The organism is Aeromonas sp. ASNIH8 (assembly GCF_002919855.1).
Classification (GTDB): Bacteria; Pseudomonadota; Gammaproteobacteria; order Enterobacterales; family Aeromonadaceae; genus Aeromonas; species Aeromonas caviae.
Genome location: NZ_PQLN01000048.1, coordinates 1 through 22,656, shown reverse-complemented (window position 1 = coordinate 22,656; position 22,656 = coordinate 1). Strand labels below are relative to the sequence as shown.

Genomic DNA, 22,656 nt, shown 5'->3' with positions numbered 1-22,656 from the left:
TAATGCCGCACATATTTACATAAGGCAACATCAATTAACAGTGAATTAACAACGGGAAATGTGAGGGAGAAAGCAAACCTGACATGATTCAAAGCCGCCGATCCTACCGGATTTGAGCGAAGTTTTCGATATAAACGGCGGTTTCTGATGAATTTTCCATATGAAAATGATGGCCTCCTGCCACTGTCACCCGTTCGATGTGGCCAAAGGCCGCCTCCCGCAACTGCCACTGTGCCAGGAGCCCGGGGAAGCCCTGCTCTCCCCGGATAAAGAGCACCGGACAGACGATGGCCCGGATCAGGGCCTGGGCCTGCCCCTCGCTCATGCGCAGGGGCGAGAGATCGCGAAGACGGGGATCACTGCGCCAATACCAGCGCCCTGCCCGCGCCTCCAGTTGTCGCTCGCAGATAAGGCGTGCCGCACTCGGGGGGATGTCCGCCACCTTGCAGCGGGCAGCCACCGCCTCCTCGAGGGTGGCAAATCCACTGGTTGCACGCTCACGGGTACGAGTGCGGTTGAGGATGGCGCGGCGCAGCTGCCCCGGTACCTCCTCGTCGGGCTGGCTCAAGGGGCCGAGCCCCTCCAGCAGAATGAGCCGCTCGATTTGCTCGGGAAAGACGCCGGCATAGGCAGAGGCAATCAGCGCCCCCAGGGAGTGACCAAGCAGGATGAAACGCTGCCAGCCCGCGGCCTGGCTGATCTGGTAGAGATCATCCAGCCAGTCCACGAAGACATAGGGAGTCGACTTGTGATCGGAGTGACCATGGCCCGGCAAATCGACGCAGACCAGATGAAACGCCCCCAGCCAGGGGGCCAGAGGCAAAAAGCTGGCACCGTTGTCGAGCCAGCCATGGAGGGCCACCAGCAGCGGTCTGCCCTCCTGACCATTGTCCAGCAGGGCGATGTGCCGCCCGTCCGCCAGGCGCAGCCTGCGCTCCTGCAATGTCGCCGTCATCCGGGCTCCTCAGCGGCGCAGGGGCCGTCTGGGCCAGAAGGGATCATAGAAAGGATCGTAAAAGTAGGGATCCATGTAGCGGATCTCCACCTCCTTCACCGGTGGCCACAGCTTGCTCCCCGTCACCTTGAGTACCGAGAAGCGATACTTGTGCTCGCCAATCTGGCTGTCCACCGGCTTGTCGAGGGTGCCGAGCACCGTCAGGCTGCGACCCTTGGCATAGAGGGTCGGGTCGACAAACCCCTGCATGATGGCGAGAAAACGACCTGGGCTCTGCTCGGTCTGCTCCGGCACCCCGTTGGACTTGAGGGGCAGATAGACCACCTCGATGACACTCTGATCCGCCTTGTTGTGGACCGCCGAGATGACACCGCTCCAGCGGGCCGGCTTGCCTTCCATCCCCTGCAGGGCAGGTTGATAGGCCACCAGCTGATCCGCAGGCTCATAGGCAAGCTCTTTGGGCACCGTGCTGCAACCGCCCAGCAGCAGCCCCACCAATCCCAGCATGATCACGGATTTTCTCATTCGTATCTCCTTCATCATCCGACAAAGCAGCCCGGGACAGCCGCTGCCGTTTATTCGCGACCCGGCAGTTTCTTCCAGGTCACCTTGTCGCGCAGATAGACAGGGGTGGCCTGCTCTACCGGCACCGCCTCACCCGCAAACCAGGCCTGGCGTGCCAGAGGCAGCATGTCGGCGGCCGCCGGGAAACGCACCTGGCTTGGCATCAGCACATCTGCCAGGCCGCCCAGGGTCTCGCCATAGGTTTCAAAACCGGTGCCAACGCAGCTCACCGCGCCAGTCATCTTGTCACGGGCCTGCACCAGTGCGGCTGGCTCGCTCACCACCTCCTCGCCCACCAGCGTCATCACTCCGTCCACCAAGGCGTAGTGGCCGAAATAGACCTCGTCCATGCGCGCATCGATGGCGGCAAGCACCTGCTCGGCCCCTTCCAGCTTATGGGCCCCCTGGGCCATGGCTGCCAGGGTGGAGACACCGATCATCGGTACGCCGGCACCAAAGGCGAGCCCCTGGGCCACGCTGATCCCGATCCGTACCCCGGTGAAGGAGCCAGGCCCACGGCCAAAAGCGATGGCGTCGAGCTCATCCAACGATAGACCGGCTTCATCCAACAGAGCCTGAACCATGGGCAGGATCTTGCGGGTATGGTCACGGGGCGCCTCTTCCCAGCGGGAGTAGAGGGTATCGCCCACCAAGAGGGCTGCGGAGCAGGCTTCGGTGGCGGTATCCACGGCCAGGATCTTCAACTCATCCATTCTTTTTATTCTCTTCACATCAGTCAGTTAAATCGTCAGCATGGCCAAGGCCTGCCGTCATGCATGACCGGGGGCAATCAGCCCCGGCGCGGCGGACTCACTCCCGTGGTCCGAAAAATTCTCCCAGGGTCGCCAGCTCCCGGGTCCGTGGAATGGCAGGCAGGCTCTTGATGAAGGTGGCGCCATAGGGCTTGTTGACCACCCGGGGATCACAAATAACCAGTACGCCGTGATCACTGCGATCACGGATGAGCCGCCCCACCCCCTGCTTGAGGGCAATCACCGCCTTGGGCAACTGCAGCTCGGCAAAGGGATCTCCCCCCTTGAGCTTGCAATCCTCCACCCGTGCCTTGAGCTGGGGATCGTCCGGGCTCGCAAAGGGCAGCTTGTCGATGATAACACAGGACAATGCCGCCCCCCGCACGTCTATCCCCTCCCAGAAACTGCTGGTGGCCACCAGCACGGCCCGACCGTTTTCCACGAAGGTCTTGAGCAGCCGCTGCTTGTTGTCTTCCCCTTGCAGCAGGACGGTGCGGCCGATTTCCCGGCGCAGCACCTCAGCCACCTGGCGCATCACCTGATGGCTGGTGCAGAGGAAAAAACATCCCCCCGGCGTCTTGTTGATGAGGGGGATCATCAGGGTCGCCAGCTGCTCCCCGCGCCCGAAGGCATTGGGCTCTGGCAAGAAACGGGGTACGCACAGGCGCGCCTGCTCGGCGTAATCGAACGGACTGTCGAGAATGAGTTCGGCGCTGCCGGCCAGCCCCATCTCGGCGACGAAGTGGGCGAAGCGATTGTCCACCGTCAAGGTGGCCGAGGTAAAGACCCAGGCCACCTCGGGGCGCTGCACCTCGGCACCGAAGCGCTCGGCGACCGACAGCGGCGTCAGATTGAGGGTAAAGTGCAGACGCGAACAGTCATACCAGTAGGAGAAACCGGTCTGGTTGACCGCCAGCACCTCCCCAAGGCGAGTACGCAGCTCGCTGATGCGCTCGAAACAGTGATCCAGCTGCTCCCCTCGCCCGAGCGCCAGTTTCAGCACTTCATAACAGAGCCCGATGGCATCGTTGAGGCGGGCCAGCGCCTGGGCCCAGAGGGATTGTCTCAGCAGATCCCGGGTGTTGCCGCGCCCCCCCTCCACGCCGAAGGCAAGGCGCAAATCCTGACTGGCAATGGCGAGCCTGTCCGCCGCCTTGCCAAGCTGGGCCATGTCATGAGCCTCTGCCCGGTAGGCGAGCTGGATATCCTGCGCCAAATCCTGGATGGTGCGACTGCCCACGGACTTGCCGAAGTAGTGGCTGGCGATCTCGGGCAGCTGGTGCGCCTCGTCGAAGACATAGACCTGCGCCTCGGGCACCAGCTCGCCAAAGCCGGTGTCTTTGACCGCCATGTCGGCGAAAAAGAGATGGTGGTTGATCACCACCACCTGGGCGTCCATGGCACGGCGCCGAGCGATGACCAGGTGACAATCATCGTAATAGGGGCAGTCGCGACCCAGGCAGTTGTCGTTGGTGCTGGTGACGTGGGCAAGGATCTCGGCGTTCTCCTGTAGCCCCGGGATATCCCCCACATCGCCGTTGTCGGTGGCAGTCGACCAGGATTTGACCTTCACGAGATCGCTCAGGATCTCGGGCTTTTGCAGATGGGATTCACTCAACAGCCGGTTCATCCGCTCGATGCAGAGATAATTGCTGCGCCCCTTGAGCAGTGCCACCGGCGGGGTGTAGTGAAGCGCCCCCGTGATGGTGGGCAGATCCCGATAGAAGAGCTGCTCTTGCAGGTTCTTGGACCCGGTACTGATCACCACCCGCTTGCCGGATTCCAGCGCAGGCACCAGATAGGCATAGGTTTTGCCAGTGCCCGTTCCAGCCTCCACCAGCAAGCGGCCACCTTGCTTGATGGCGCGCGACACCGCCTCGGCCATCTCCAGTTGCGGGGCACGGGCCTTGAAGCCGTCGATATGGCGGGCCAGGGGGCCGTCTGGCTTGAACAGGGTCTGGATGATGGTCAAAGGCATGTCCCGCTGCAAAAGCGGCCATTATGCCAAAAGCGCGGAAAAAGCGGGACTGATAATGCGTTCAGACGAAGAGATCAATCCGGTGGTCCGGATCCGGTTTGTGATCATCATCCTGCACCGCTGGTTGATCAGGCTTTGGCGGCTGCTCTCTCTGCTGGTGATGCTGGCCACCGCCGCCATTGTCGGTGCCTATCTTGCGCAGCTGATGTTTCTGGCTGATCTGGGTCACCTCCCGCTTGATGTCATCCGGGCTCGGTGTCGAGGGTGCGCGGGGCAGGATGGGAAATAACAGGTCCTGGCTGGGCATGATGTCGCCTCCTTTGGCATCTCATTGTCTAGTTATCGACCAGAAAACCGTTTTCTCAACTTTAATCGTCCGGATCACATTTTTCGGTTGCATTTTCTGTCAAGGCAGGTAGTTTAAATCGGGCGTCAACAACGGCATCTGATTTGTAAAGGATTCATTACATCATGAAGTTCACCACCCTGAAGACTCATCATCACCATCATCATCCCGAATAGTCTTTCAGGAGGTTGACTGCTGGAAGACACTTAACTGGTGACTTCCAAAAGGACCGCAAGATTCATGAACCCTCGGAAGCACATACTTCCGAGGGTTTTTTCGTTTTTGACTAGAAGGAAATCGAGCAATGGAAACACAACGTCTGCGCATCGCCATGCAAAAATCCGGTCGTTTGAGCCAGGATTCCCAGGCCCTCTTCAAGAGCTGCGGCCTCAAGATCAACCTGCGGGAACAGCGCCTCATCGCCCATGTCGAGAACATGCCCATCGACATTCTGCGAGTGCGTGATGACGACATCCCGGGTCTGGTGATGGAAGGGGTGGTCGATCTTGGCATCATCGGCGAGAACGTTCTCGAAGAGGTGCAGCTCATTCGCGCAGCCCAGGGGCAGCCCTTTGCGGTGAAGACCCTCAAGCAGCTCGACTTCGGCGGCTGCCGCCTCTCTCTGGCGGTGCCGGACGATGTCAACTACACAGGACCCGAGAGCCTGGCCGACAAGCGCATCGCCACCTCCTACCCCGGTCTGCTCAAGCGCTTCTTCGACGAGAAGGGCCTGGGCTTCAAGAGCGTGATGCTGGGTGGCTCGGTGGAAGTGGCCCCCCGCGCGGGTCTGGCCGATGCCATCTGCGATCTGGTCTCCACCGGCGCGACCCTGGAAGCCAACGGCCTGAAAGAGGTCGAGGTGATCTACCGCTCCAAGGCCGTCCTGGTGCAGGCTCCCAACCCCCTGAACGATGCCAAGCAGAAACTCATCGACAAGCTGCTGCCCCGCATCCAGGGGATGCAGCAGGCGCGCGAAAGCAAATACATCATGCTGCACGCCCCCAAAGACAAGCTCGATGCCATCACCGATCTGCTGCCGGGGGCGGAGCGTCCCACCATCATGCAGCTCGCCGGTGACACCAACCAGGTGGCCCTGCACGTCGTCTCCAGCGAAACCCTGTTCTGGGAGACCATGGAACAGCTCAAGGCCCTGGGTGCCAGCTCCATCCTGGTGCTGCCCATTGAAAAGATGATGGAATAAGCCGAGATGATGGAATAAGGAAGACACATCATGCAGACCCTGATCTGGAAGACCCTCTCCCCCGCCCGGCAAGCCGAGGTCCTGACCCGGCCCGCCCTTGGCGACGAAGCCGACATCGGTACCGTGGTGCGAGACATCATTGCCGCGGTACGTAGCCGGGGCGATGAGGCCCTGCGCGAGCTGAGCCAGCGTTTCGAACGCGCGCCCCGCGAACAGCTTCGGGTGAGCGACGCGGAAGTGGATGCCGCCTGCGCTCGACTCGGTGATGACATCAAGGGTGCCATCGAGGCCGCCATCGCCAATATCCGTACCTTCCACGCCGCCCAGGTACAGCCCGTCGTCCGAGTCGAAACCCAGCCCGGGGTACTGTGCGAGCTGCGCACCCAACCCATCAGCCGGGTCGGCCTCTATGTCCCGGGAGGCAGCGCGCCGCTCCCCTCCACCGTGATGATGCTGGCCATTCCGGCAAGCCTGGCCGGTTGCCGTGAGGTGGTGCTCTGTACCCCGTCTCCGGCGAGCGACGAGATCCTGTTTGCCGCCCGCGCCTGTGGCGTCCGTCAGGTGTTCGCCATCGGCGGCGCCCAGGCCATCGCGGCCATGGCCTATGGCACGCAAACCATCCCCAAGGTGGACAAGATCTTCGGCCCGGGCAACGCCTATGTGACCGAAGCCAAGGGCCAGGTTTCCCGTGACTGGCGGGGCGCCGCCATCGACATGCCAGCCGGCCCCTCCGAGGTGCTGGTGATCGCAGACGAGAGCGCCAACCCGGCCTTCGTGGCATCGGATCTGCTCTCCCAGGCCGAGCACGGCCCCGACAGCCAGGTGGTGCTGGTCACCACCTCCGCTTCCCTGGCCGATGCCATCGGCAGCGAGATCCAGGCGCAACTCGCCGACCTCAGCCGCCGCGACATCGCCGAGCAAGCCCTGAAGGCAAGCCTGGTGATCCTCTGCGACAACCTGGAGGAGGCCTGCGCCATCTCCAACGCCTATGCACCGGAACACCTCATCGTGCAGACCCGGGCACCCCGGGATCTGCTGGACAAGCTCGAGAACGCGGGCTCCATCTTCCTCGGGGCATGGACACCGGAGTCGGTCGGTGATTACGCCAGCGGCACCAACCACACTCTGCCCACCTACGGCTATGCCCGCACTTGCTCGAGCCTGGGGCTTGCTGACTATCAGCGCCGCTACACGGTTCAAGAGCTCACTGCAGACGGCATTCGCGGCCTTGGCCCCATTGTCCAGCGCATCGCCCAGGCCGAGGGGCTCGATGCCCACAAGCATGCCGTCACCCTCAGGTTGAACGCCCTGGCCGCCGAGCCCCAACAAACAGCACAGCAGAAGGATTTGTCATGAGCATCGTCAATCTGGCCCGTCGCGTTGTACGGGCTCTCACTCCCTACCAGTCCGCGCGCCGCATCGGCGGCCAGGGCCACGTCTGGCTCAATGCCAACGAGGCCCCCCTGGCCTATCCCTTCACCGTCGAGGGGAGTCGCCTCAACCGCTATCCCGAGTGCCAGCCGGCCGAGGTGGTGAATGGCTATGCCGCCTACGCCGGGGTCAATCCGGATCAGGTGCTGGTAAGCCGCGGTGCCGACGAGGCCATCGAGCTCTTGATCCGCACCTTCTGCGAGGCGGGGGAAGATCAGATCCTCATCTGCCCCCCCACCTACGGCATGTACGCCATCAGCGCCGAGACCTGTGGCGTGGGGATTGTCGAGCAGCCATTGACCGCCAGCCGTCAGCCGGACTGGCCCGCCATCGCCGATCGCCTCTCTGACGTGAAGCTGGTGTTCCTCTGCTCCCCCAACAATCCCACCGGGGATCTGGTGGGCCGCAAGGGACTCGTCGCCCTGCTGGAGAAGGCCCGGGACCGCGCCATCATCGTCGTGGACGAGGCCTACATCGAATTCTGCCCGGAGGCCTCTGTGGTGGACCTGCTCGCCCAATACCCGAACCTGGTGGTGACCCGTACCCTCTCCAAGGCCTTTGCCCTGGCAGGGATCCGCTGCGGCTTTACTTTGGGGGATCCCGAGGTGATTGCCATGCTGGCCAAGGTGATCGCGCCCTACCCCATTCCCGACCCCATCGCCCAGATTGCCGCCCAGGCGCTCTCTCCCATGGGGCTGGAACTGATGCAGGAGCGGGTGCTGGAACTCAACAAGCAAAAGGCGCTCATCAAGGCGGAGCTGCTTCGTCTGCCCTGCGTCAAGGAAGTGTTCGAGGACAAGGGCAACTTCGTGCTGGTGCGCTTCAAAGATGGCGCCGCCGTGTTCGCCGCCATGAAGGCCGCCGGCATCATCTTGCGTGATTTCTCCAGCAAGCCTGGCCTTGACAACAGCATCCGCATCACCATCGGCTATCAGGGCGAAATGGACGCCGTGCTGGCCGTGCTGCGTGACCTGCCCCCACCCTCTCTGTAAGACAAGCAAGGATGTAGCGATGAAAACCCCGTTTTTGTTTATCGACCGTGACGGCACCCTGATCGAGGAGCCGGTCACCGACAAGCAGGTGGACAGCCTTGCGAAGCTGCGCTTCGAGCCCATGGTGATACCTGTGCTGCGTGAGCTCCAGGCCGCCGGCTACGTGCTGGTGATGGTGACCAACCAGGATGGGCTCGGCACCGCCAGCCTGCCCCTTGAACACTTCCAGCCGCCCCACGACCTGATGATGCACCTCTTCGAATCCCAGGGTGTTACCTGGGAGCAAGTGCTGATCTGTCCACACTTCCCTACCGACGGTTGCAGCTGCCGCAAGCCTCACCTTGGGCTGGTGAAGGAGTATCTCGCCTCGGGCCGCATCGACTTTGCCAACTCCTTCGTGATTGGCGACAGACAGACCGACATCCAGCTTGCCGAGAACATGGGCATCCGCAGCATACGTTACCACCCGCAAGATCACGGCTGGACTGTCATTCGTGATCAGCTGCTCTCCAAGGGGCGCGTGGCCGAGGTGGAGCGCTACACCAAGGAGACCCGCATCCAGGTGGCGGTGGATCTCGACAAGAGCGGTGGCAACCAGATCGCCACCGGCATCGGCTTCTTCGATCACATGCTGGATCAGATAGCGACCCACGCGGGCTTTCGCCTCAAGCTCAAAGTGAGCGGCGATCTGCACATCGACGATCACCACACGGTGGAAGATGTGGGATTGGCGCTGGGTCAAGCCCTGCGCCAGGCCCTTGGCAACAAGCGCGGCATCGGCCGCTTCGGCTTCGTGCTGGCGATGGACGAGGTGCAGGCGGTGATCGACGGGCGTCCCCGCCAGGAGGCTGACAACACCTCGCTGACCGAGCTGGACGTGGCCACGGCGCTGGATCTGAGCGGCCGTCCCTACTTCGTGTTCGACTGCCCGAGCGGCTTTGGTCGCGACAGCGTGGGAGAGATGGCCACCGAGATGGTGCCCCACTTCTTCCGCTCCCTCTCTGACGCCATGGCCATCACCTTGCAGATGAAGGTGGGCAGCGGCAACACCCACCACCAGGTGGAAGCGCTGTTCAAAGGCTTTGGCCGCGCCCTGCGCCAGGCCATTCGCGTGGAAGGGAGCGAGCTTCCCTCCAGCAAGGGGGTGCTGTGATGGGGAAACAGAACCTGGTCATCATCGACACCGGCTGCGCCAATCTCGCCTCGGTGCGCATGGCGTTCGAGCGCCTCGGCGTGCAGCCCAGGGTGAGCTGCAAGGCCGCCGACATCGAGCAGGCCGACAAGCTGATCCTGCCCGGCGTCGGCACTGCCATCGCCGCCATGAAGAACCTCAATGAGCGGGAACTGGTGCCCCTCATTCGCGCCGCCAAGCAGCCGCTGCTCGGTTTTTGCCTCGGCATGCAGATGCTGGCACAGGCCTCGGAAGAGAACATGAGCGCCGATGGCAGCGAAGGAGCGCTCATCGACTGCCTCGGCATCGTGCCTGGCAGGATCCGCCTGATGGAGGTGGGCAACCTGCGCCTGCCCCACATGGGCTGGAACCAGATTGAACACGACGAGACCCACCCGCTACTCAAAGGCATCCCCAGCGGCAGCTACTTCTACTTTGTCCACTCCTATGCGCTGGAGGTGACCGACGCGACCCTGGCGACCTGCGACTACGGCCTGCCCTTTACCGCCATCGTCGGGCGGGACAACTTCTTTGGCGCCCAATTCCACCCGGAGCGATCCGGCCCGGCCGGTGCCCGCCTACTGCAAAACTTTCTGGAGCTATGACAGGCATGATTATTCCCGCAATCGACCTTATCAACGGTCAGGTCGTGCGCCTCTACCAGGGCGACTACGGCCAGAAAACCGCCTACAGCGACAACCCGCAGGCCCGCTTCGATGGCTATGTCAGCCAGGGGGCGGCGCAGCTGCACCTGGTGGATCTGGACGGCGCCAAGGATGCCAAGGCCCGCCAGTTGGCCCTCATCGCCCAGCTGCTGTCCGCCACCGAGGCACCGGTGCAGGTCGGCGGCGGCGTGCGCAGCGAACAGGATGTGGCCGACTTGCTGGCGGCCGGCGCCAGCCGGGTGGTGATCGGTTCCACCGCCGTCAAATCCCCGGATCTGGTGGCCAGCTGGATGGAGAAATATGGTCCCGAGCGCATCGTGCTGGCCCTGGATGTCAACATCGATGAACAGGGCAACCGCCACATCGCAGTGGCTGGCTGGCAGGAGAACAGCGGCATCTCCATCGAGGCGCTGATCGAGCGCTTCCTCCCCGCCGGACTCAGGCATGTGCTCTGCACCGACATCAGCCGGGACGGTACCCTGGCGGGCACCAACGTCGAACTCTACCGGGATCTCTGCGCCCGCTACCCGAGCGTCGGCTTCCAGGCGTCCGGCGGTATCGGCGGTCTGGCGGATATCGAGGCGCTCAAGGGAACCGGCGTCAAGGGGATCATCCTCGGCCGTGCCCTGCTGGAGGGCAAGTTTGACGTGGCAGAAGCCATTCACTGCTGGGGTGACGGCCGCGCTGCGTGACGCGCCCCTTTCCGGCATCAGACAGCCTGCCCATCCGGGCAGGCCTCTTTCTCCCCGATGGGGGCGAACCTTATGATTTGGCAGCAATTGGCTCTATACTCGACCTCACAGGGATAGCGTCATGGAAGACATATGTTGACACCTCACAACGCCACCATCCTGATCGTCGACGACTCACCCGAAAATCTGATGGTACTGACCGAATTGCTTTCGCCTCATTACCGCGTGCTGGCTGCGCAGAGCGGGGAAAAATGCCTGCGCATCGTCAGCGCGGATCCAAAGCCTGACCTCATCCTGCTGGATGTGATGATGCCCGGCATGGATGGTTATGAAGTGCTCAGGCAATTGCGTCAGTCCCCGATCAGCAGCCGTATTCCCGTCGTTCTGCTCACCGCCCTCGCCGACCCCCAGAGCGAGGAGTTCGGCCTCTCCCTCGGCGCCGCTGATTACATCACCAAGCCCATCAAACCGGTGGTCGTTCAGGCCCGGGTGCGTACCCAGCTGGAGGCCAAGCAGGCCCGTGACGGTCTGCAAAACCAGAATGCGGCGCTGGAAACCGAGGTCGCGCGGCGAATGGCGGAAAACGACCTGATCCAGCAGGTCTCCATCCGCGCCCTCGCCCATCTGGCGGAGATCCGCGACCCCGAAACCGGCAACCATATCCTGCGCACCCAGGGCTATGTGCGTCTGCTGGCGAGCGCCCTGGCTGATCACCCCCGTTTCGCCGATACCCTGAGCCCGGGTTACATCGATCTGCTGAGCCGCTCCGCACCGCTTCATGATATCGGCAAGGTGGGCATTCCCGACCACATCCTGCTCAAGCCGGGCAAGCTGACCCCGGAGGAGTGGCAGATCATGCGCACCCACGCCAAGCTCGGCAGCGATGCCATCGAGGAGGCCGAACAGGACATGGAGCAGCCCCTGGCCTTCCTCACCCTGGCCAAGGAGATCGCCCACTGGCACCACGAGAAGTGGGATGGCAGCGGCTACCCGGATGGCTTGCAAGGGGACGCCATACCCCTCTCGGCCCGCCTGATGGCGCTGGCAGACGTGTTTGACGCCCTCATCTGCGCCAGGGTCTACAAGCCGGCCATGAGCTACGACGAGGCTCGCGCCCTCATCCTCTCCGGCAGCGGCCACCATTTCGATCCCGATGTCGTGACCGCCTTCGATCGCCATTTCGACGCGTTCGTCACCATTGCCGAACGCTACCAGGATGGCAGCGAGGCCGTGGATGGCTGAGGCTCCCCTGACCCGGGCACATGTGCTCAACGTCGTGCTCACCTATGCCGCCGTGGCAAGCCTGTGGATCCTGCTCTCCGACAAGGCGGTGGAGTGGCTGTTCAGCACCCCTGCCCAGTTCGCCATGGCAAGCACCATCAAGGGCTGGCTCTTCATCCTCATCACGGCCCTCATGCTTTATGCCATGCTGCGTCGTCGCATTGACACCACCGGCAGCACACCTGTCTTTACGCGGCGTCAATGGATCCCCTTCCTGTTGCTCAACGGGCTCATTTTGGCCCTGACCGCCATGGCCATCGCCCGCAACATCGAACTGGCACGCAACAAGGAGGTGGCTCGTCTCGAAGCCATCGCGGATCTCAAGAGCCAGCGCGTCACCGAGTGGCTCGGAACCCACGAGCAGGATATTCACCAGCTCATAAAGGGTCTGGGCAGTACTGATTTCTATCGTCCCGGACAAGCACCATCCTCACCCGAAGCGATCACGCCACCACTGGCAAGGCTGCTCGAATTCATCTCGGTACGCGGATTTCACGGTGCGGCCGTGTTCAATCCTGCCGGACAGCCCCTGTGGCATACCCCGGGTGGCGACACCATGAATGCCACGTTGCGTGACGCCCTGCCACGGCTCGAGCAGGGCAACGTCATGCGTCTTGGTCCCTATCTCGATGATCGCGGTCACGCCAGGCTGGACTTTCTGGTCAATCTGGAGGTTGCTGCAGGACCTGCCCCCGTGCTGGTGATGCAGATAAGCGCAAATCGCTGGCTCGATCAGATCCTGGGGTCCTGGCCCGTCCCAGACAGCAGTGGAGAAGCCATTCTGTTTCGCCAGCAGGGGGATCAGGTCCACTATCTGAGTAGCCTGCGCTATCGCCCGGAACCGGCTCTCACCCTGCACTATCCCGTCACCCACCCCACCCTGCTGGCTGCCCAGTATTTGCGGCTCGCCGAACGCGGCATGCCCCAGGTACTCTATGGCCAGGATTACCGGGCCAGCGAGGTCTTCGGGGTTGTCTATCCGGTCATGAACACGGACTGGTACCTGCTGGCCAAGATCGACAAGGCGGAACTCTACCAGGCCACCTTCAAGGAGAGCGTCTGGATCGGTCTCATCGGCCTGCTGGTGCTCTTTGTCACCAACGCCGGCATCATCCTGCTGCGCCAGCACACCCGGCTGCAGATGGCCGAGCAGCTTCAGCATTCCCAGTCCCAGCGGCTGGAGGCGTTGCAACTGCTCTCCGCCATCGCCGACAGCTCGGAAGACGCCATCTTCGCCAAGAACAAGGAGGGCAGATACATCCTCTTCAACCGGGCCGCCAGCCAGTTTGTCGGCAAGCCGGTTGACGAGGTGCTGGGCCAGGATGATCTGACGCTCTTCCCGCCGCAGCAGGCGCAGATGCTGATGGCATCCGGGCGCCAGGTCATAGAGCGCAACCGGGTGCAGACCGAGGAGGAGTACCTGACCCTGCCCGATGGCGAGCATGTGTTTCTCGCAACCAAAGGCCCCTTGCAAGACAGCGAGGGGCAGGTGATCGGGATCTTCGGCATCTCTCGGGACATCACGGACTTCAAACGGGCCGAGGCCGACTTGCGAGAGCGGGAGGGGCTGTTCCGTGCACTGGTGGAGCAATCCCTTGCCGGGATCTACATCATCCAGCAGGGTCGGCTCTGCTACATCAACCCCTGTTTTGCCCGACTGTTTGGCTATGACACCCCGGGGGCGCTGATCGCCGTTGGCCAGTTGCACGCCCTTGCCGCTCCCAAGGACAGCACCAGGGTTGCCGAGCTGGTGCACGCGTGCGAGCAGGACGCGCGCGATATCCACACCCGCTTCAGTGCCCTGCATCAGCACGGGGAATCCCTGGAGGTCGAGCTGTACGGGCGGCGCGTCGACTACCTCGGCCAGCCCGCCATCATCGGCATTCTGCTCGATGTCACCGAACGGGAGCAGGTTGAACAGGCCCTGACCCGCCAGGCCAGCGAGCTGCGCCAGCAGAACCATGAGCTGGAGCGGTTCAACAAGGTGATGGTAGACAGGGAGCTCGCCATGCTGGCCCTCAAGCACCAGATCAACGGGCTCTCCCGTCGGCTCGGAGTGCCGCCCCCCTATCCCCAGGCCCCCATGCCACCGGAGGATCTCCCATGATGAGCTGGTCACCCCTGTGGCATGTGCGCCCCTCCACCCAGCGCTGGGGGATCTCCCTGCTGGCCGTGCTGCTGCCCGTTCTGATGTTGCAAATCCGTGTCCAGCTGCCCATCGCCTTTGGTGAGCGACCGCTGCTGGTTCTCTTCATGCTGCCCATCATCGTTTGCGCCCTGTTGGGGGGCTTGTTGCCAGGTCTGCTCTGCACCCTGATCACCGCCCTGGTCACCAGCTATTTCATGCTCCCCCCCATTTATTCACTGAGTGTCGAGGCTGGCCAGGATCTGGTGCAATGGTGCCTGCTCATCGCCAACGGTCTGCTCATCAGCGTGCTCAGTGCCGCCTTTCATCGCGCCCGGGCCAGAGAGGTCCTGCGCTGGCAGGAGCTGATGAACACCCAGAACCAGTTGCAGCAGAGCGAGAACCGCTTCCAGGTCACCTTCGAACAGGCAGCGGTCGGCATCGCCCTGGTCTCCCCCGATGGACACTGGCTGCGTGTCAATCAGCGGCTGTGCCACATCCTGGGCTACCGGGCCGACGAGCTCACCGGGATGACGTTCCAGCAGTTGACCCACCCGGACGATCTCTACCTCGATGAGGCCCATGTGGCCCGGGTGCTGGCGGGAACTATCCCCCACTACACCCTGGAGAAGCGCTACCTGCACAAGGGGGGCGAGATCATCTGGACCACTCTGACGGTGGCCCTGGTGCGCGACGCCGAAGGCAATCCCGACTACTTCATCTCCATCATCGAGGACAACCGGCAGAACAAGGAGACCGAGGAGGCGCTGCGCCGCAACGAAGCCATACTGCGCGAGTCCCAGCGTCTCGCCAAGATAGGGAACTGGCGCTGGCGCGTGGCCGATGACAGCCACTTCTGGTCACCGGAGATCTATCGCATCTATGGCCGGGATCCGGCCCTCCCCCCTGCCGTCTATCCCGAGGTCAGAAAATACTTCACTCAGGAGGGGTGGCACACGGTGGCCCAGGCCGTCGAGCGCTGCAGGATGGACGGGCAGCCCTACGAGTGCGATGCCGAAGTGATCACGGAGCAGGGGGAGACCGCCTGGGTCATTGCCCGCGGGGCGGCGCTCAGGGACAGGGATGGCACCATACTCGAGCTCTACGGCACCGTGCAGGATATCACGGAGCGCAAGCTCGCAGAGCAGCGCCTGCAACACAATCAGCAGATGGCGCTCGATACCCAGCGTCGTGCTCGCCTCGCAGCCCTGAACCTGATGGACGACGCCATCAGTGCACGGGTGCGTGCCGAAACCGTCAGCAGCGCCCTGCGCGAGAGCGAGCAGCGCCTGCTGATGGCCCAGGAAGGGGCCCATGTCGGCATCTGGGAATGGGACATGGTCAGCAACCGTCTCTTCTTCTCGCCGGAATGCGCCCGCCTCTATGGCCGCAGTGCCGAGGCGCTCGGCGAGCTGGCCGCCTGGCAAGCCTGCCTGCATCCGGATGACAGGCCCCGCATCGAGCAGTTGCTAGCGGAGCGGGCGGTCAGCGGCGCCCCCGTCGAGCTGGAGTTCAGGATCCTGCTGCCAGATGGCGGCATCCGCTGGCTGGTGAGCAAAGGGAGCGTCTATCGGGACGCCCAGCAGCGGCCCGTGCGCCTCCTTGGCATCCATCTGGACATCACCCAGAGCAAGCTGGCCGAGCAGCAGTTGCGCCAGTTGTCCCTGGCCCTCGAACAGAGCCCTGACGGCGTCTTCATCACCGACACCCGGGCGCGCATCGAGTACGTCAACCCCGCCTTCCTCGCCGCCAGCGGTTACCAGCAGCACGAAGTGATAGGCCGGACCCCGTCCCTGCTGCGCTCTGGCCTCACCCCGGATGCCAGCTATGTCGCCCTGTGGGATGCCATCAACCACGGCCAGCGCTGGCATGGCGAATTCATCAACCAGCGCAAGGATGGCTCCCACTACCAGGTGCTGGCCACGGTGTCGCCGATCCGCCAGGAGAGCGGCGAAATCACCCACTACGTCACGGTCCAGGCCGACATCACCGAGAAGAAGCAGCTCGGCGAGGAGCTGGACCAGTATCGTTACCACCTGGAGGAGATGGTCAACGAGCGCACCCGGCAGCTGGCCCAGGCCCACCAGCGGGCCGAAAGTGCCAACCACGCCAAGAGCGCCTTTCTTGCCAACATGAGCCACGAGATCCGCACCCCCATGAATGCCATCCTGGGGCTCACCTATCTGCTCAAGCGCGACACCCGGGATCCCACCGACCTCGAACGGCTGACCAAGATAGACACTGCCGCCCAGCACCTGCTCAGCATCCTCAACGACATCCTGGATCTCTCCAAGATCGATGCGGGCAAGATGACGCTGGAGCTGACCGATTTCTCCCTCTCCGCCATGCTGGACAACGTCCGCGCCCTGATGAACGACCAGGCCAGGGCCAAGGGGCTCACCATAGTGACGGACATCGGCGATACCCCCGCCTGGGTGCACGGCGACATCACCCGCCTGCGCCAGGCCCTGCTCAACTATGCGACCAACGCCATCAAGTTCACCGAGCAGGGAACCGTCACCCTGCGCGTCAGGCTGGCCCGCCCCCTCACCACCGGCTACCTGCTGCGCTTCGAGGTGGAAGACACCGGCATCGGCATCACCCCTGCACAGCGCGAGAAGCTGTTCCAGGCGTTCGAACAGGCGGATGTCTCCACCACTCGCAGATATGGCGGCACTGGCCTTGGCCTTGCAATCACCAGCCGGATCGCCGCCCTGATGGGGGGTGAGGTCGGAGTCACCAGCGAGCCAGGCCAGGGAAGCTGCTTCTGGTTTACCGCCAGGCTGTTCAAGGCAAAAGAGGACGCTCCTTCCCGGACCCCGTCCGAGCAGGGGAACCAACAGGCCTTCAGCTTCCCTCGCCACGCCCGGATCCTGCTGGTGGAAGACAACGCCATCAACCGGGAAGTGGTGCTCGAGCTCCTGTGCCACAGCGGCCTCGTCATCGAGACTGCCGTCAACGGCCAGGAGGCCCTGGCCCTCGTCAACCAGCATCCCTTCGACCTCATCCTGATGGACATACAGATGCCGGTGATGGATGGCTACAGCGCCACCCGCGCCATCCGGGCCCTGCCCGGCATGGACAGGTTGCCCATTCTGGCGCTCACCGCCAGCGCCTTCGAGGAGGACAGAAAGGCGAGCGAGTCGGCCGGCATGAACGATTTCATTGCCAAGCCCGTCACCCCCGCCAAGCTGTTTGACGCCCTGCAGCGCTGGTTGCCCCAGAGCAAGGTCCCCGAGATTGACCCGGACGACAGCACTCGCCATCCCGTGACAGGCCCCCTTGCCCGCCTGCAGGCACACCCGGGCCTGGATCTCGACCAGGGGCTGGCGACCCTCAACGGCAATCAGGAGAAATACCTGGCCCTGCTTCGCTACTTCATCCATGAGCATGGCCAGGACATGGCCCGGCTGCACTGCCACTTGCAGGCCGGGGAGCACAGCGATGCAACTCGCATGGCCCACAGCCTGCGCGGCGTGGCGAGCACCCTGGGGGCACATGAGCTGTCGCGCCACTGCCTCGCCCTGGAGCAGGCCATCGCGGGCGGCGACACTGAGCCAACCGGACTCATGTCATCCATCGATGAGGAGATAGCCACCCTTTGCGCTCTGCTCGGGGACGATCTCGCCGCCCCGACCACCGATCTGGTGCCCCTGGGAGATCAGTGGCGCCAGCAACTGCTGGGCCAGATGGAAGCCCTGCTGGTGCAAAGCGACACCGCCGTGATCCCCCTCTACGAGCAGTATGCCGGCCCCCTTCGCCTCATGCTGGGGTCTCGCAGCGACACCCTGACCAGGCAACTGAAGGCGTTTGATTTTGATGCCGCCCTGCTCACCCTGCGCCAGCATATGGCAACGGACGAGACCCACCCGGACGATCGGGCTCCCCTCCCCGAGGCGCCAGCCTGCCATCCGGGGCAGGTGAAGGGCGACAAAGGGTTGAATCACTGAATGAAGTCATGCATATAGTGGGGTGCCCAGAGGCGACGAGACGGCCTGCCGGGCCTGTCGTTTCTCCCTTCATGGGCCCCCGTTCAAGGCATGCCAACCCTGTTCCCGTCCGCCGCCCGGGCCAACGCCGGCGGCAGAACGACGTTTCTTTAACCGTGCTTTACATGGAGCAATGAGCATGTTGTCAAAGCGTATTATCCCCTGTCTCGACGTCAAAGATGGCGTGGTGGTCAAGGGCGTGCAGTTTCGCAACCACGAGGTGATGGGCGGCATTGTCGACCTCGCCCGCCGCTACGCCGCCGAGGGCGCCGATGAGCTGGTCTTCTATGACATCACCGCCTCGAGCGACGAACGGGTAGTGGACAAGAGCTGGGTAAGCCGGGTGGCGGAAGTCATCGACATCCCCTTCTGCGTCGCCGGCGGCATCAAAAGCGTGGAGGATGCCCGCCAGATCCTGGAATTCGGTGCCGACAAGGTCTCCATCAACTCCCCCGCCCTGGCCGATCCCACCCTGATCACCCGGCTCGCCGAGCGCTTCGGCGTGCAGTGCGTGGTGGTGGGTATCGATTCCTACTTCGATGCCGCCCTCGGTCAATATCAGGTCAAACAGTATACCGGCGACGAGAGCCGCACCCGCACCACCACCTGGACCACCCTGGAGTGGGTACAGGAAGTGCAGCGCCGGGGCGCGGGAGAGATAGTGCTCAACGTGATGAACCAGGACGGCATGCGTCAGGGGTACGACCTTGAGCAGCTCAAGCTGGTGCGCGCCGTGTGCAAGGTGCCCCTCATCGCCTCCGGCGGCGCCGGGGCCATGGAGCACTTTCGCGATGCCTTTACCCTGGCCGACGTGGACGGGGCGCTGGCCGCCTCCGTGTTCCACAAGGGCCTCATTCCCATTCCCGAATTGAAACGCTGGCTGAAAAACGAAGGAGTCGCCATCCGTGAATAATCAAGCAGTAGACAATGCATTGCCGCTGGCCGAGCGCCTGGACTGGGCCAAGTGTGAGGGCATGATCCCCGCCATCGTCCAGCATTCCCTCAGCGGCGAAGTGCTGATGCAGGGCTTCATGACCCGCGAGGCGCTGGAAAAGACCCAGACCACCGGCCAGGTCACCTTCTTCAGCCGCAGCAAGCAGCGCCTGTGGACCAAGGGCGAGAGCTCGGGCCATGTGCTCAAGCTCGTCGCCATCACCACCGATTGTGATCAGGACTCCCTGCTCATTGCCGCCGACCCGGTCGGCCCCACCTGCCATCTGGGCAACCCCTCCTGCTTCGACGGCCACCCCGTGCCGCCGCTCGGCTTCCTGGCCGAGCTCGAACAGATCCTGGCATCACGCAAAGGGGCAGATCCCGCCACCAGCTACACCGCCAGCCTCTATGGCAAAGGCACCAAGCGCATCGCCCAGAAGGTGGGTGAAGAGGGGGTGGAAGTGGCCCTGGCCGCCATGGCGAAAGACAGAGAAGAGCTCATCAACGAATCCGCTGACCTGCTCTACCACCTGACCGTCTTGCTGCAAAACGAAGGCTTGAGTTTGAAGGATGTGGTGCAGCGCCTGCATGAGCGCCACACCAAGTAATTATTGAATTCTGTTCAACAAAACGGGCCCTGTGGGCCCGTTTCATTTCATGATTGTCCCCTCGCCGGGGGATGGCAGGCCCCGCGCCGCCCTCAGCCGATACGGGTCCAGAAGCTCATGTTGACCGAGTCATGGTCAAGCAGGGTCAGGTACTCCCCTGCCACGTCGTTGTGCAGCCACTGCTGGCAGTAGGCTTCCACCAGCGACTGGCTGGGGGCCATCACCACGTCCGCATAGAGGCCGTCGGCGCCGCGCAGCAGGCAGTGCATGATGAGCCCGGATTGCTGGACAAGAAACTCGGACTCGACCCGCCGTGACAGGGCGAGCAAATCCGCCTCCGTCACCCCTTCCCTGAGCCTGAAGGTGGCAAATTCGACGCCCCCTGCCTGTTGCATGTCACCCTTGATGATCATCTCGTTTTCTCCGTTGTGGATGGTCTGGAGAACCCAGCATAACGAAGGGCTACTGACAGCCTTGTGTCAGTCCTGAATGACTTTTTCGGCGCCACTGCGCCCAGGGGGAAACGCATCCGACTGGCGCAGGGCAAGGTAATCGGCCAGGGTCGCGCCAGGGGGCGCCCCTTCCCCCTGACGGCACGGCGCCAGGGTGTCGATGCGATCCACCCTGAAATCCCGGTAGGCCCGGCGCAGCGCACACCAGGCGCCGAGCGTCCAGCATCCGCCCCAGTAGAAGAGCCCGAGGGGAAAGAGCTGGCGTTCCGTCCTGCTGGCGCTGGCATCCCGGTAGCCAATGTGCAGCCAGTGACCGGCCGTGATGGCGTCGTGCAACCTGTCCCAGCGAGCGTATGCAGGCTGCGCCGTGGAATAGTCAGGCACCCGCACCACGGGGACGCGAGGTGCCCGAGCCTCCTTGGCGGGCAGGGCCGCCTCAATCTTGGCGAGCAGGGCGCGGGCCGGATCGGCCATCCCCTTGCCCGTCAGCACCGCCACCAGGTTCACCCCGGTGATGAGGGCCTCCAGCTCGGTCGCACTCAGTTGCAACGGTGCCATTTCGAACCCCTCGCTCAGCCGATAGCCCAGCCCGGCTTCCCCGTAAACCGGAATGCCCGCCAAAGAGAGATCGTCGATATAGCGGTAGATGGTGCGCTCCGACACGCACAGGCGCGTCGCCAGCTCCCGGGCGGTCAGGGGTTGATGCGCCCGCAGCAGGTTGGTCAGTTGAAACAGACGGTCCGATTTTCTCACAGGCATCCTCAGGCTGGCGGGACATGGCGGCCATGGTAAGCCGGGACGGGCTCGAAAGGCACGTCTTGTTGGCTGGCGACCGCTACCGGCGAGGCCCTGCTTCTTTGCATCGCGCAACACAAAACGGGCCCGCAGGCCCGTTGATGGCGCGGCGCCTTTGTCGTCACGCCAACTGCTTGCGCAGCATGAATTTTTGCACCTTGCCGGTGGAGGTCTTGGGCAGCGGGGTGAAGATGATGTGCTTGGGGGCCTTGAAGTGGGCCATCTGCTCGCGGCAGAACGCAATGAGCTCGGCCTGGGTGAGCTCGCGCCCCTCCTTGAGCTTGACGAAGGCGCAGGGCACCTCCCCCCAGGTCTCGTCCGGCATGGCGATCACCGCGGCTTCTTCCACATCGGGGTGGCGATAGAGCACGTCCTCCACCTCCAGGCTGGAAATGTTCTCCCCGCCGGAGATGATGATGTCCTTGGATCTGTCCTTGATCTCCACATAGCCGTCCGGGTGCCAGACCGCGAGATCCCCGCTTCGAAACCATCCCTGTGCCATCGCCTCCTCGCTCGCCGACGGGTTCTTGAGGTAGCCCTTCATGACGATGTTGCCCCGCAGCACTATCTCTCCCAGGGTCTTGCCATCCATGGGAACCGGCTCGCCGCTGACGGGGTTGATGACCCGCATCTCCCCTTGCAGGGGGGAGGCCACCCCCTGGCGCGCCTTGAGACGGGAGAGGGTGGTGGCATCCTGCCCCTGCCAGCGTCTTTGCGGCTCGCACACCACGCAGGGGCCATAGGTTTTGGTGAGGCCATAGACATGGGTCACGGCGATCCCCATGGCCTCCATGCCGGCGATCACGGTGGCGGGCGGCGCAGCCCCCGCCGTCATCGCCTTGACGGGGTGGTCGAGTCCCTGCTTGAGGGCCGGATCGGCATTGTTGAGCATATTGAGCACGATGGGGGCGGCGCAGAAATGGCTCACCTTGTGTTCGCGCAGCGCCCCGTAGATGGCCGCCGCCTGCACGTGGCGCAGACAGACGCTCACCCCGGCGGTGGCCGCCAGGGTCCAGGGGAAGCACCAGCCGTTGCAGTGGAACATCGGCAGGGTCCAGAGGTAGACCGGGTGCTTGGGCAGCTCCCAGGAGAGGGCATTGTTGACCGCATTGAGGTGGGCGCCGCGATGGTGATAGACCACCCCCTTGGGGTTCCCCGTGGTGCCGGAGGTGTAGTTGAGGGAATTGACATCCTCCCCCACCTTAGCGCTTCGCGTCACAGGAGGGGGATTCCCATTACTGGGTGATAGCTGCTCGCGCAGTACCGGGTTCCTGCTTCATCGGGCGGCCTGATTGCACCACGCCTCCACAGGCTAAAACGGCGTGTCCCGCCGCTAAAATATTGCGAGCGCCGTTCACATCGGCGTTCGCCTCATAACCACACGCAGCGCATTTAAACTGGCTTTGCGTCTGGCGGTTATCCTTCGCAGTATGCCCACAACAGGCGCACTGCTGGCTGGTGTAGGCCGGGTTTATCGCCAACACCTGACCGCCTCGCCATGCCTGCTTATATTCGAGCTGGCGGCGCAGCTCAAACCAGCCCTGATCTAATATCGAACGATTCAGCCCTGATTTTGCCCGGACGTTGCGCCCCGGCTGGCTGGTCGTGCCCGCTGCTGATTTTGACATGCTGGCAACCTTCAAATCCTCAATGACGATCATCGCGTGGTTTTTGCTGATAGTCGTTGTGACCTTGTGAAGGTAATCGCGGCGGGTATTGGCGATAT

Annotated in this window: 20 protein-coding genes and 1 other annotated feature; of the genes, 11 read left to right on the top strand and 9 right to left on the bottom strand. The window is 63.2% G+C overall.

The window, feature by feature from the left end; all coding sequences use genetic code 11:
- Nucleotides 1-103: 103 nt before the first annotated feature.
- The 5 genes from C3418_RS13485 to C3418_RS13465 form a co-directional block, all read right to left on the bottom strand.
- Entirely contained in the window at nucleotides 104-955 is an 852-nt protein-coding gene (locus C3418_RS13485; RefSeq protein WP_029314513.1) for an alpha/beta fold hydrolase, read from the bottom strand.
- A gap of 9 nt (nucleotides 956-964) precedes the next feature.
- Nucleotides 965-1,480, bottom strand: a complete 516-nt coding sequence (locus C3418_RS13480) for a Slp family lipoprotein (RefSeq protein ID WP_039039136.1) — start codon at nucleotides 1,478-1,480, stop codon at nucleotides 965-967.
- Nucleotides 1,481-1,530: 50 nt separating this feature from the next.
- Nucleotides 1,531-2,232, bottom strand: a complete 702-nt coding sequence (tsaB, locus tag C3418_RS13475; RefSeq protein ID WP_052815010.1) for a tRNA (adenosine(37)-N6)-threonylcarbamoyltransferase complex dimerization subunit type 1 TsaB — start codon at nucleotides 2,230-2,232, stop codon at nucleotides 1,531-1,533.
- A gap of 97 nt (nucleotides 2,233-2,329) precedes the next feature.
- On the bottom strand, nucleotides 2,330-4,249 hold the full coding sequence (locus C3418_RS13470; protein ID WP_042017607.1) for an ATP-dependent DNA helicase: 1,920 nt from the start codon (nucleotides 4,247-4,249) through the stop codon (nucleotides 2,330-2,332).
- Between the two features lie 61 nt (nucleotides 4,250-4,310).
- On the bottom strand, nucleotides 4,311-4,556 hold the full coding sequence (locus C3418_RS13465) for a hypothetical protein (RefSeq protein ID WP_010674695.1): 246 nt from the start codon (nucleotides 4,554-4,556) through the stop codon (nucleotides 4,311-4,313).
- A gap of 190 nt (nucleotides 4,557-4,746) precedes the next feature.
- Nucleotides 4,747-4,871: a sequence feature (His leader region), on the top strand.
- A gap of 28 nt (nucleotides 4,872-4,899) precedes the next feature.
- On the opposite strand from C3418_RS13465, the gene hisG reads away from it, so the two are divergent.
- The 11 genes from hisG (at nucleotide 4,900) to hisIE (ending at nucleotide 19,683) form a co-directional block, all read left to right on the top strand.
- Nucleotides 4,900-5,796, top strand: a complete 897-nt coding sequence (hisG, locus tag C3418_RS13460; RefSeq protein ID WP_041211400.1) for an ATP phosphoribosyltransferase — start codon at nucleotides 4,900-4,902, stop codon at nucleotides 5,794-5,796.
- 30 nt (nucleotides 5,797-5,826) lie between these two features.
- Nucleotides 5,827-7,152, top strand: coding sequence for a histidinol dehydrogenase (hisD, locus tag C3418_RS13455; RefSeq protein ID WP_041211399.1), 1,326 nt, complete (start codon nucleotides 5,827-5,829; stop codon nucleotides 7,150-7,152).
- Nucleotides 7,149-8,219: a histidinol-phosphate transaminase gene (hisC, locus tag C3418_RS13450; RefSeq protein ID WP_052815011.1), complete on the top strand. Its 1,071-nt coding sequence runs from the start codon at nucleotides 7,149-7,151 to the stop codon at nucleotides 8,217-8,219. Before hisD ends, hisC begins: the two co-directional genes overlap by 4 nt.
- Before the next feature lie 19 nt (nucleotides 8,220-8,238).
- Nucleotides 8,239-9,372: a bifunctional histidinol-phosphatase/imidazoleglycerol-phosphate dehydratase HisB gene (gene hisB, locus C3418_RS13445; RefSeq protein ID WP_052815012.1), complete on the top strand. Its 1,134-nt coding sequence runs from the start codon at nucleotides 8,239-8,241 to the stop codon at nucleotides 9,370-9,372.
- On the top strand, nucleotides 9,372-9,995 hold the full coding sequence (gene hisH, locus C3418_RS13440; RefSeq protein ID WP_039039129.1) for an imidazole glycerol phosphate synthase subunit HisH: 624 nt from the start codon (nucleotides 9,372-9,374) through the stop codon (nucleotides 9,993-9,995). Before hisB ends, hisH begins: the two co-directional genes overlap by 1 nt.
- A 5-nt stretch (nucleotides 9,996-10,000) precedes the next feature.
- Nucleotides 10,001-10,747 carry a 1-(5-phosphoribosyl)-5-[(5-phosphoribosylamino)methylideneamino]imidazole-4-carboxamide isomerase gene (gene hisA, locus C3418_RS13435; RefSeq protein ID WP_052815013.1) on the top strand — a complete coding sequence of 249 codons (747 nt, stop codon included), beginning with the start codon at nucleotides 10,001-10,003 and terminating at the stop codon, nucleotides 10,745-10,747.
- A gap of 132 nt (nucleotides 10,748-10,879) precedes the next feature.
- Nucleotides 10,880-11,989 (top strand): two-component system response regulator, encoded by a 1,110-nt coding sequence (locus tag C3418_RS13430; RefSeq protein WP_052815014.1) that lies wholly within the window; start codon nucleotides 10,880-10,882, stop codon nucleotides 11,987-11,989.
- Nucleotides 11,982-14,135, top strand: coding sequence for a PAS domain S-box protein (locus C3418_RS13425; protein ID WP_080989884.1), 2,154 nt, complete (start codon nucleotides 11,982-11,984; stop codon nucleotides 14,133-14,135). Before C3418_RS13430 ends, C3418_RS13425 begins: the two co-directional genes overlap by 8 nt.
- Nucleotides 14,132-18,103, top strand: coding sequence for a PAS domain S-box protein (locus C3418_RS13420; protein ID WP_052815016.1), 3,972 nt, complete (start codon nucleotides 14,132-14,134; stop codon nucleotides 18,101-18,103). The genes C3418_RS13425 and C3418_RS13420 overlap by 4 nt, the downstream gene beginning before the upstream one ends.
- A gap of 178 nt (nucleotides 18,104-18,281) precedes the next feature.
- Nucleotides 18,282-19,055, top strand: coding sequence for an imidazole glycerol phosphate synthase subunit HisF (hisF, locus tag C3418_RS13415; RefSeq protein ID WP_052815017.1), 774 nt, complete (start codon nucleotides 18,282-18,284; stop codon nucleotides 19,053-19,055).
- Nucleotides 19,048-19,683 carry a bifunctional phosphoribosyl-AMP cyclohydrolase/phosphoribosyl-ATP diphosphatase HisIE gene (gene hisIE / locus C3418_RS13410; protein ID WP_052815018.1) on the top strand — a complete coding sequence of 212 codons (636 nt, stop codon included), beginning with the start codon at nucleotides 19,048-19,050 and terminating at the stop codon, nucleotides 19,681-19,683. The genes hisF and hisIE overlap by 8 nt, the downstream gene beginning before the upstream one ends.
- 92 nt (nucleotides 19,684-19,775) lie before the next feature.
- On the opposite strand, the gene C3418_RS13405 is transcribed toward hisIE, so the two are convergent.
- The 4 genes from C3418_RS13405 to C3418_RS13390 all read right to left on the bottom strand — a co-directional run.
- Nucleotides 19,776-20,096 carry a hypothetical protein gene (locus tag C3418_RS13405; protein ID WP_039039125.1) on the bottom strand — a complete coding sequence of 107 codons (321 nt, stop codon included), beginning with the start codon at nucleotides 20,094-20,096 and terminating at the stop codon, nucleotides 19,776-19,778.
- Nucleotides 20,097-20,162: 66 nt separating this feature from the next.
- On the bottom strand, nucleotides 20,163-20,861 hold the full coding sequence (locus tag C3418_RS13400; RefSeq protein ID WP_181023102.1) for a YafY family protein: 699 nt from the start codon (nucleotides 20,859-20,861) through the stop codon (nucleotides 20,163-20,165).
- A gap of 190 nt (nucleotides 20,862-21,051) precedes the next feature.
- Entirely contained in the window at nucleotides 21,052-22,149 is a 1,098-nt protein-coding gene (locus tag C3418_RS13395) for an AMP-binding protein (protein ID WP_257710145.1), read from the bottom strand.
- Between the two features lie 16 nt (nucleotides 22,150-22,165).
- Nucleotides 22,166-22,656: RNA-guided endonuclease TnpB family protein (locus C3418_RS13390; protein ID WP_146054105.1), on the bottom strand; the 491-nt coding region annotated here is incomplete at its 5' end.

What these genes read in the sequence shown, in the direction of transcription:
- C3418_RS13485 (WP_029314513.1), bottom strand. Translation starts at nt 955, where the DNA reads ATGACGGCGACATTGCAGGAGCGCAGGCTGCGCCTGGCGGACGGGCGG.
- C3418_RS13480 (WP_039039136.1), bottom strand. Translation starts at nt 1,480, where the DNA reads ATGAGAAAATCCGTGATCATGCTGGGATTGGTGGGGCTGCTGCTGGGC.
- tsaB (WP_052815010.1), bottom strand. Translation starts at nt 2,232, where the DNA reads ATGGATGAGTTGAAGATCCTGGCCGTGGATACCGCCACCGAAGCCTGC.
- C3418_RS13470 (WP_042017607.1), bottom strand. Translation starts at nt 4,249, where the DNA reads ATGCCTTTGACCATCATCCAGACCCTGTTCAAGCCAGACGGCCCCCTG.
- C3418_RS13465 (WP_010674695.1), bottom strand. Translation starts at nt 4,556, where the DNA reads ATGCCCAGCCAGGACCTGTTATTTCCCATCCTGCCCCGCGCACCCTCG.
- hisG (WP_041211400.1), top strand. Translation starts at nt 4,900, where the DNA reads ATGGAAACACAACGTCTGCGCATCGCCATGCAAAAATCCGGTCGTTTG.
- hisD (WP_041211399.1), top strand. Translation starts at nt 5,827, where the DNA reads ATGCAGACCCTGATCTGGAAGACCCTCTCCCCCGCCCGGCAAGCCGAG.
- hisC (WP_052815011.1), top strand. Translation starts at nt 7,149, where the DNA reads ATGAGCATCGTCAATCTGGCCCGTCGCGTTGTACGGGCTCTCACTCCC.
- hisB (WP_052815012.1), top strand. Translation starts at nt 8,239, where the DNA reads ATGAAAACCCCGTTTTTGTTTATCGACCGTGACGGCACCCTGATCGAG.
- hisH (WP_039039129.1), top strand. Translation starts at nt 9,372, where the DNA reads ATGGGGAAACAGAACCTGGTCATCATCGACACCGGCTGCGCCAATCTC.
- hisA (WP_052815013.1), top strand. Translation starts at nt 10,001, where the DNA reads ATGATTATTCCCGCAATCGACCTTATCAACGGTCAGGTCGTGCGCCTC.
- C3418_RS13430 (WP_052815014.1), top strand. Translation starts at nt 10,880, where the DNA reads ATGTTGACACCTCACAACGCCACCATCCTGATCGTCGACGACTCACCC.
- C3418_RS13425 (WP_080989884.1), top strand. Translation starts at nt 11,982, where the DNA reads ATGGCTGAGGCTCCCCTGACCCGGGCACATGTGCTCAACGTCGTGCTC.
- C3418_RS13420 (WP_052815016.1), top strand. Translation starts at nt 14,132, where the DNA reads ATGATGAGCTGGTCACCCCTGTGGCATGTGCGCCCCTCCACCCAGCGC.
- hisF (WP_052815017.1), top strand. Translation starts at nt 18,282, where the DNA reads ATGTTGTCAAAGCGTATTATCCCCTGTCTCGACGTCAAAGATGGCGTG.
- C3418_RS13405 (WP_039039125.1), bottom strand. Translation starts at nt 20,096, where the DNA reads ATGATCATCAAGGGTGACATGCAACAGGCAGGGGGCGTCGAATTTGCC.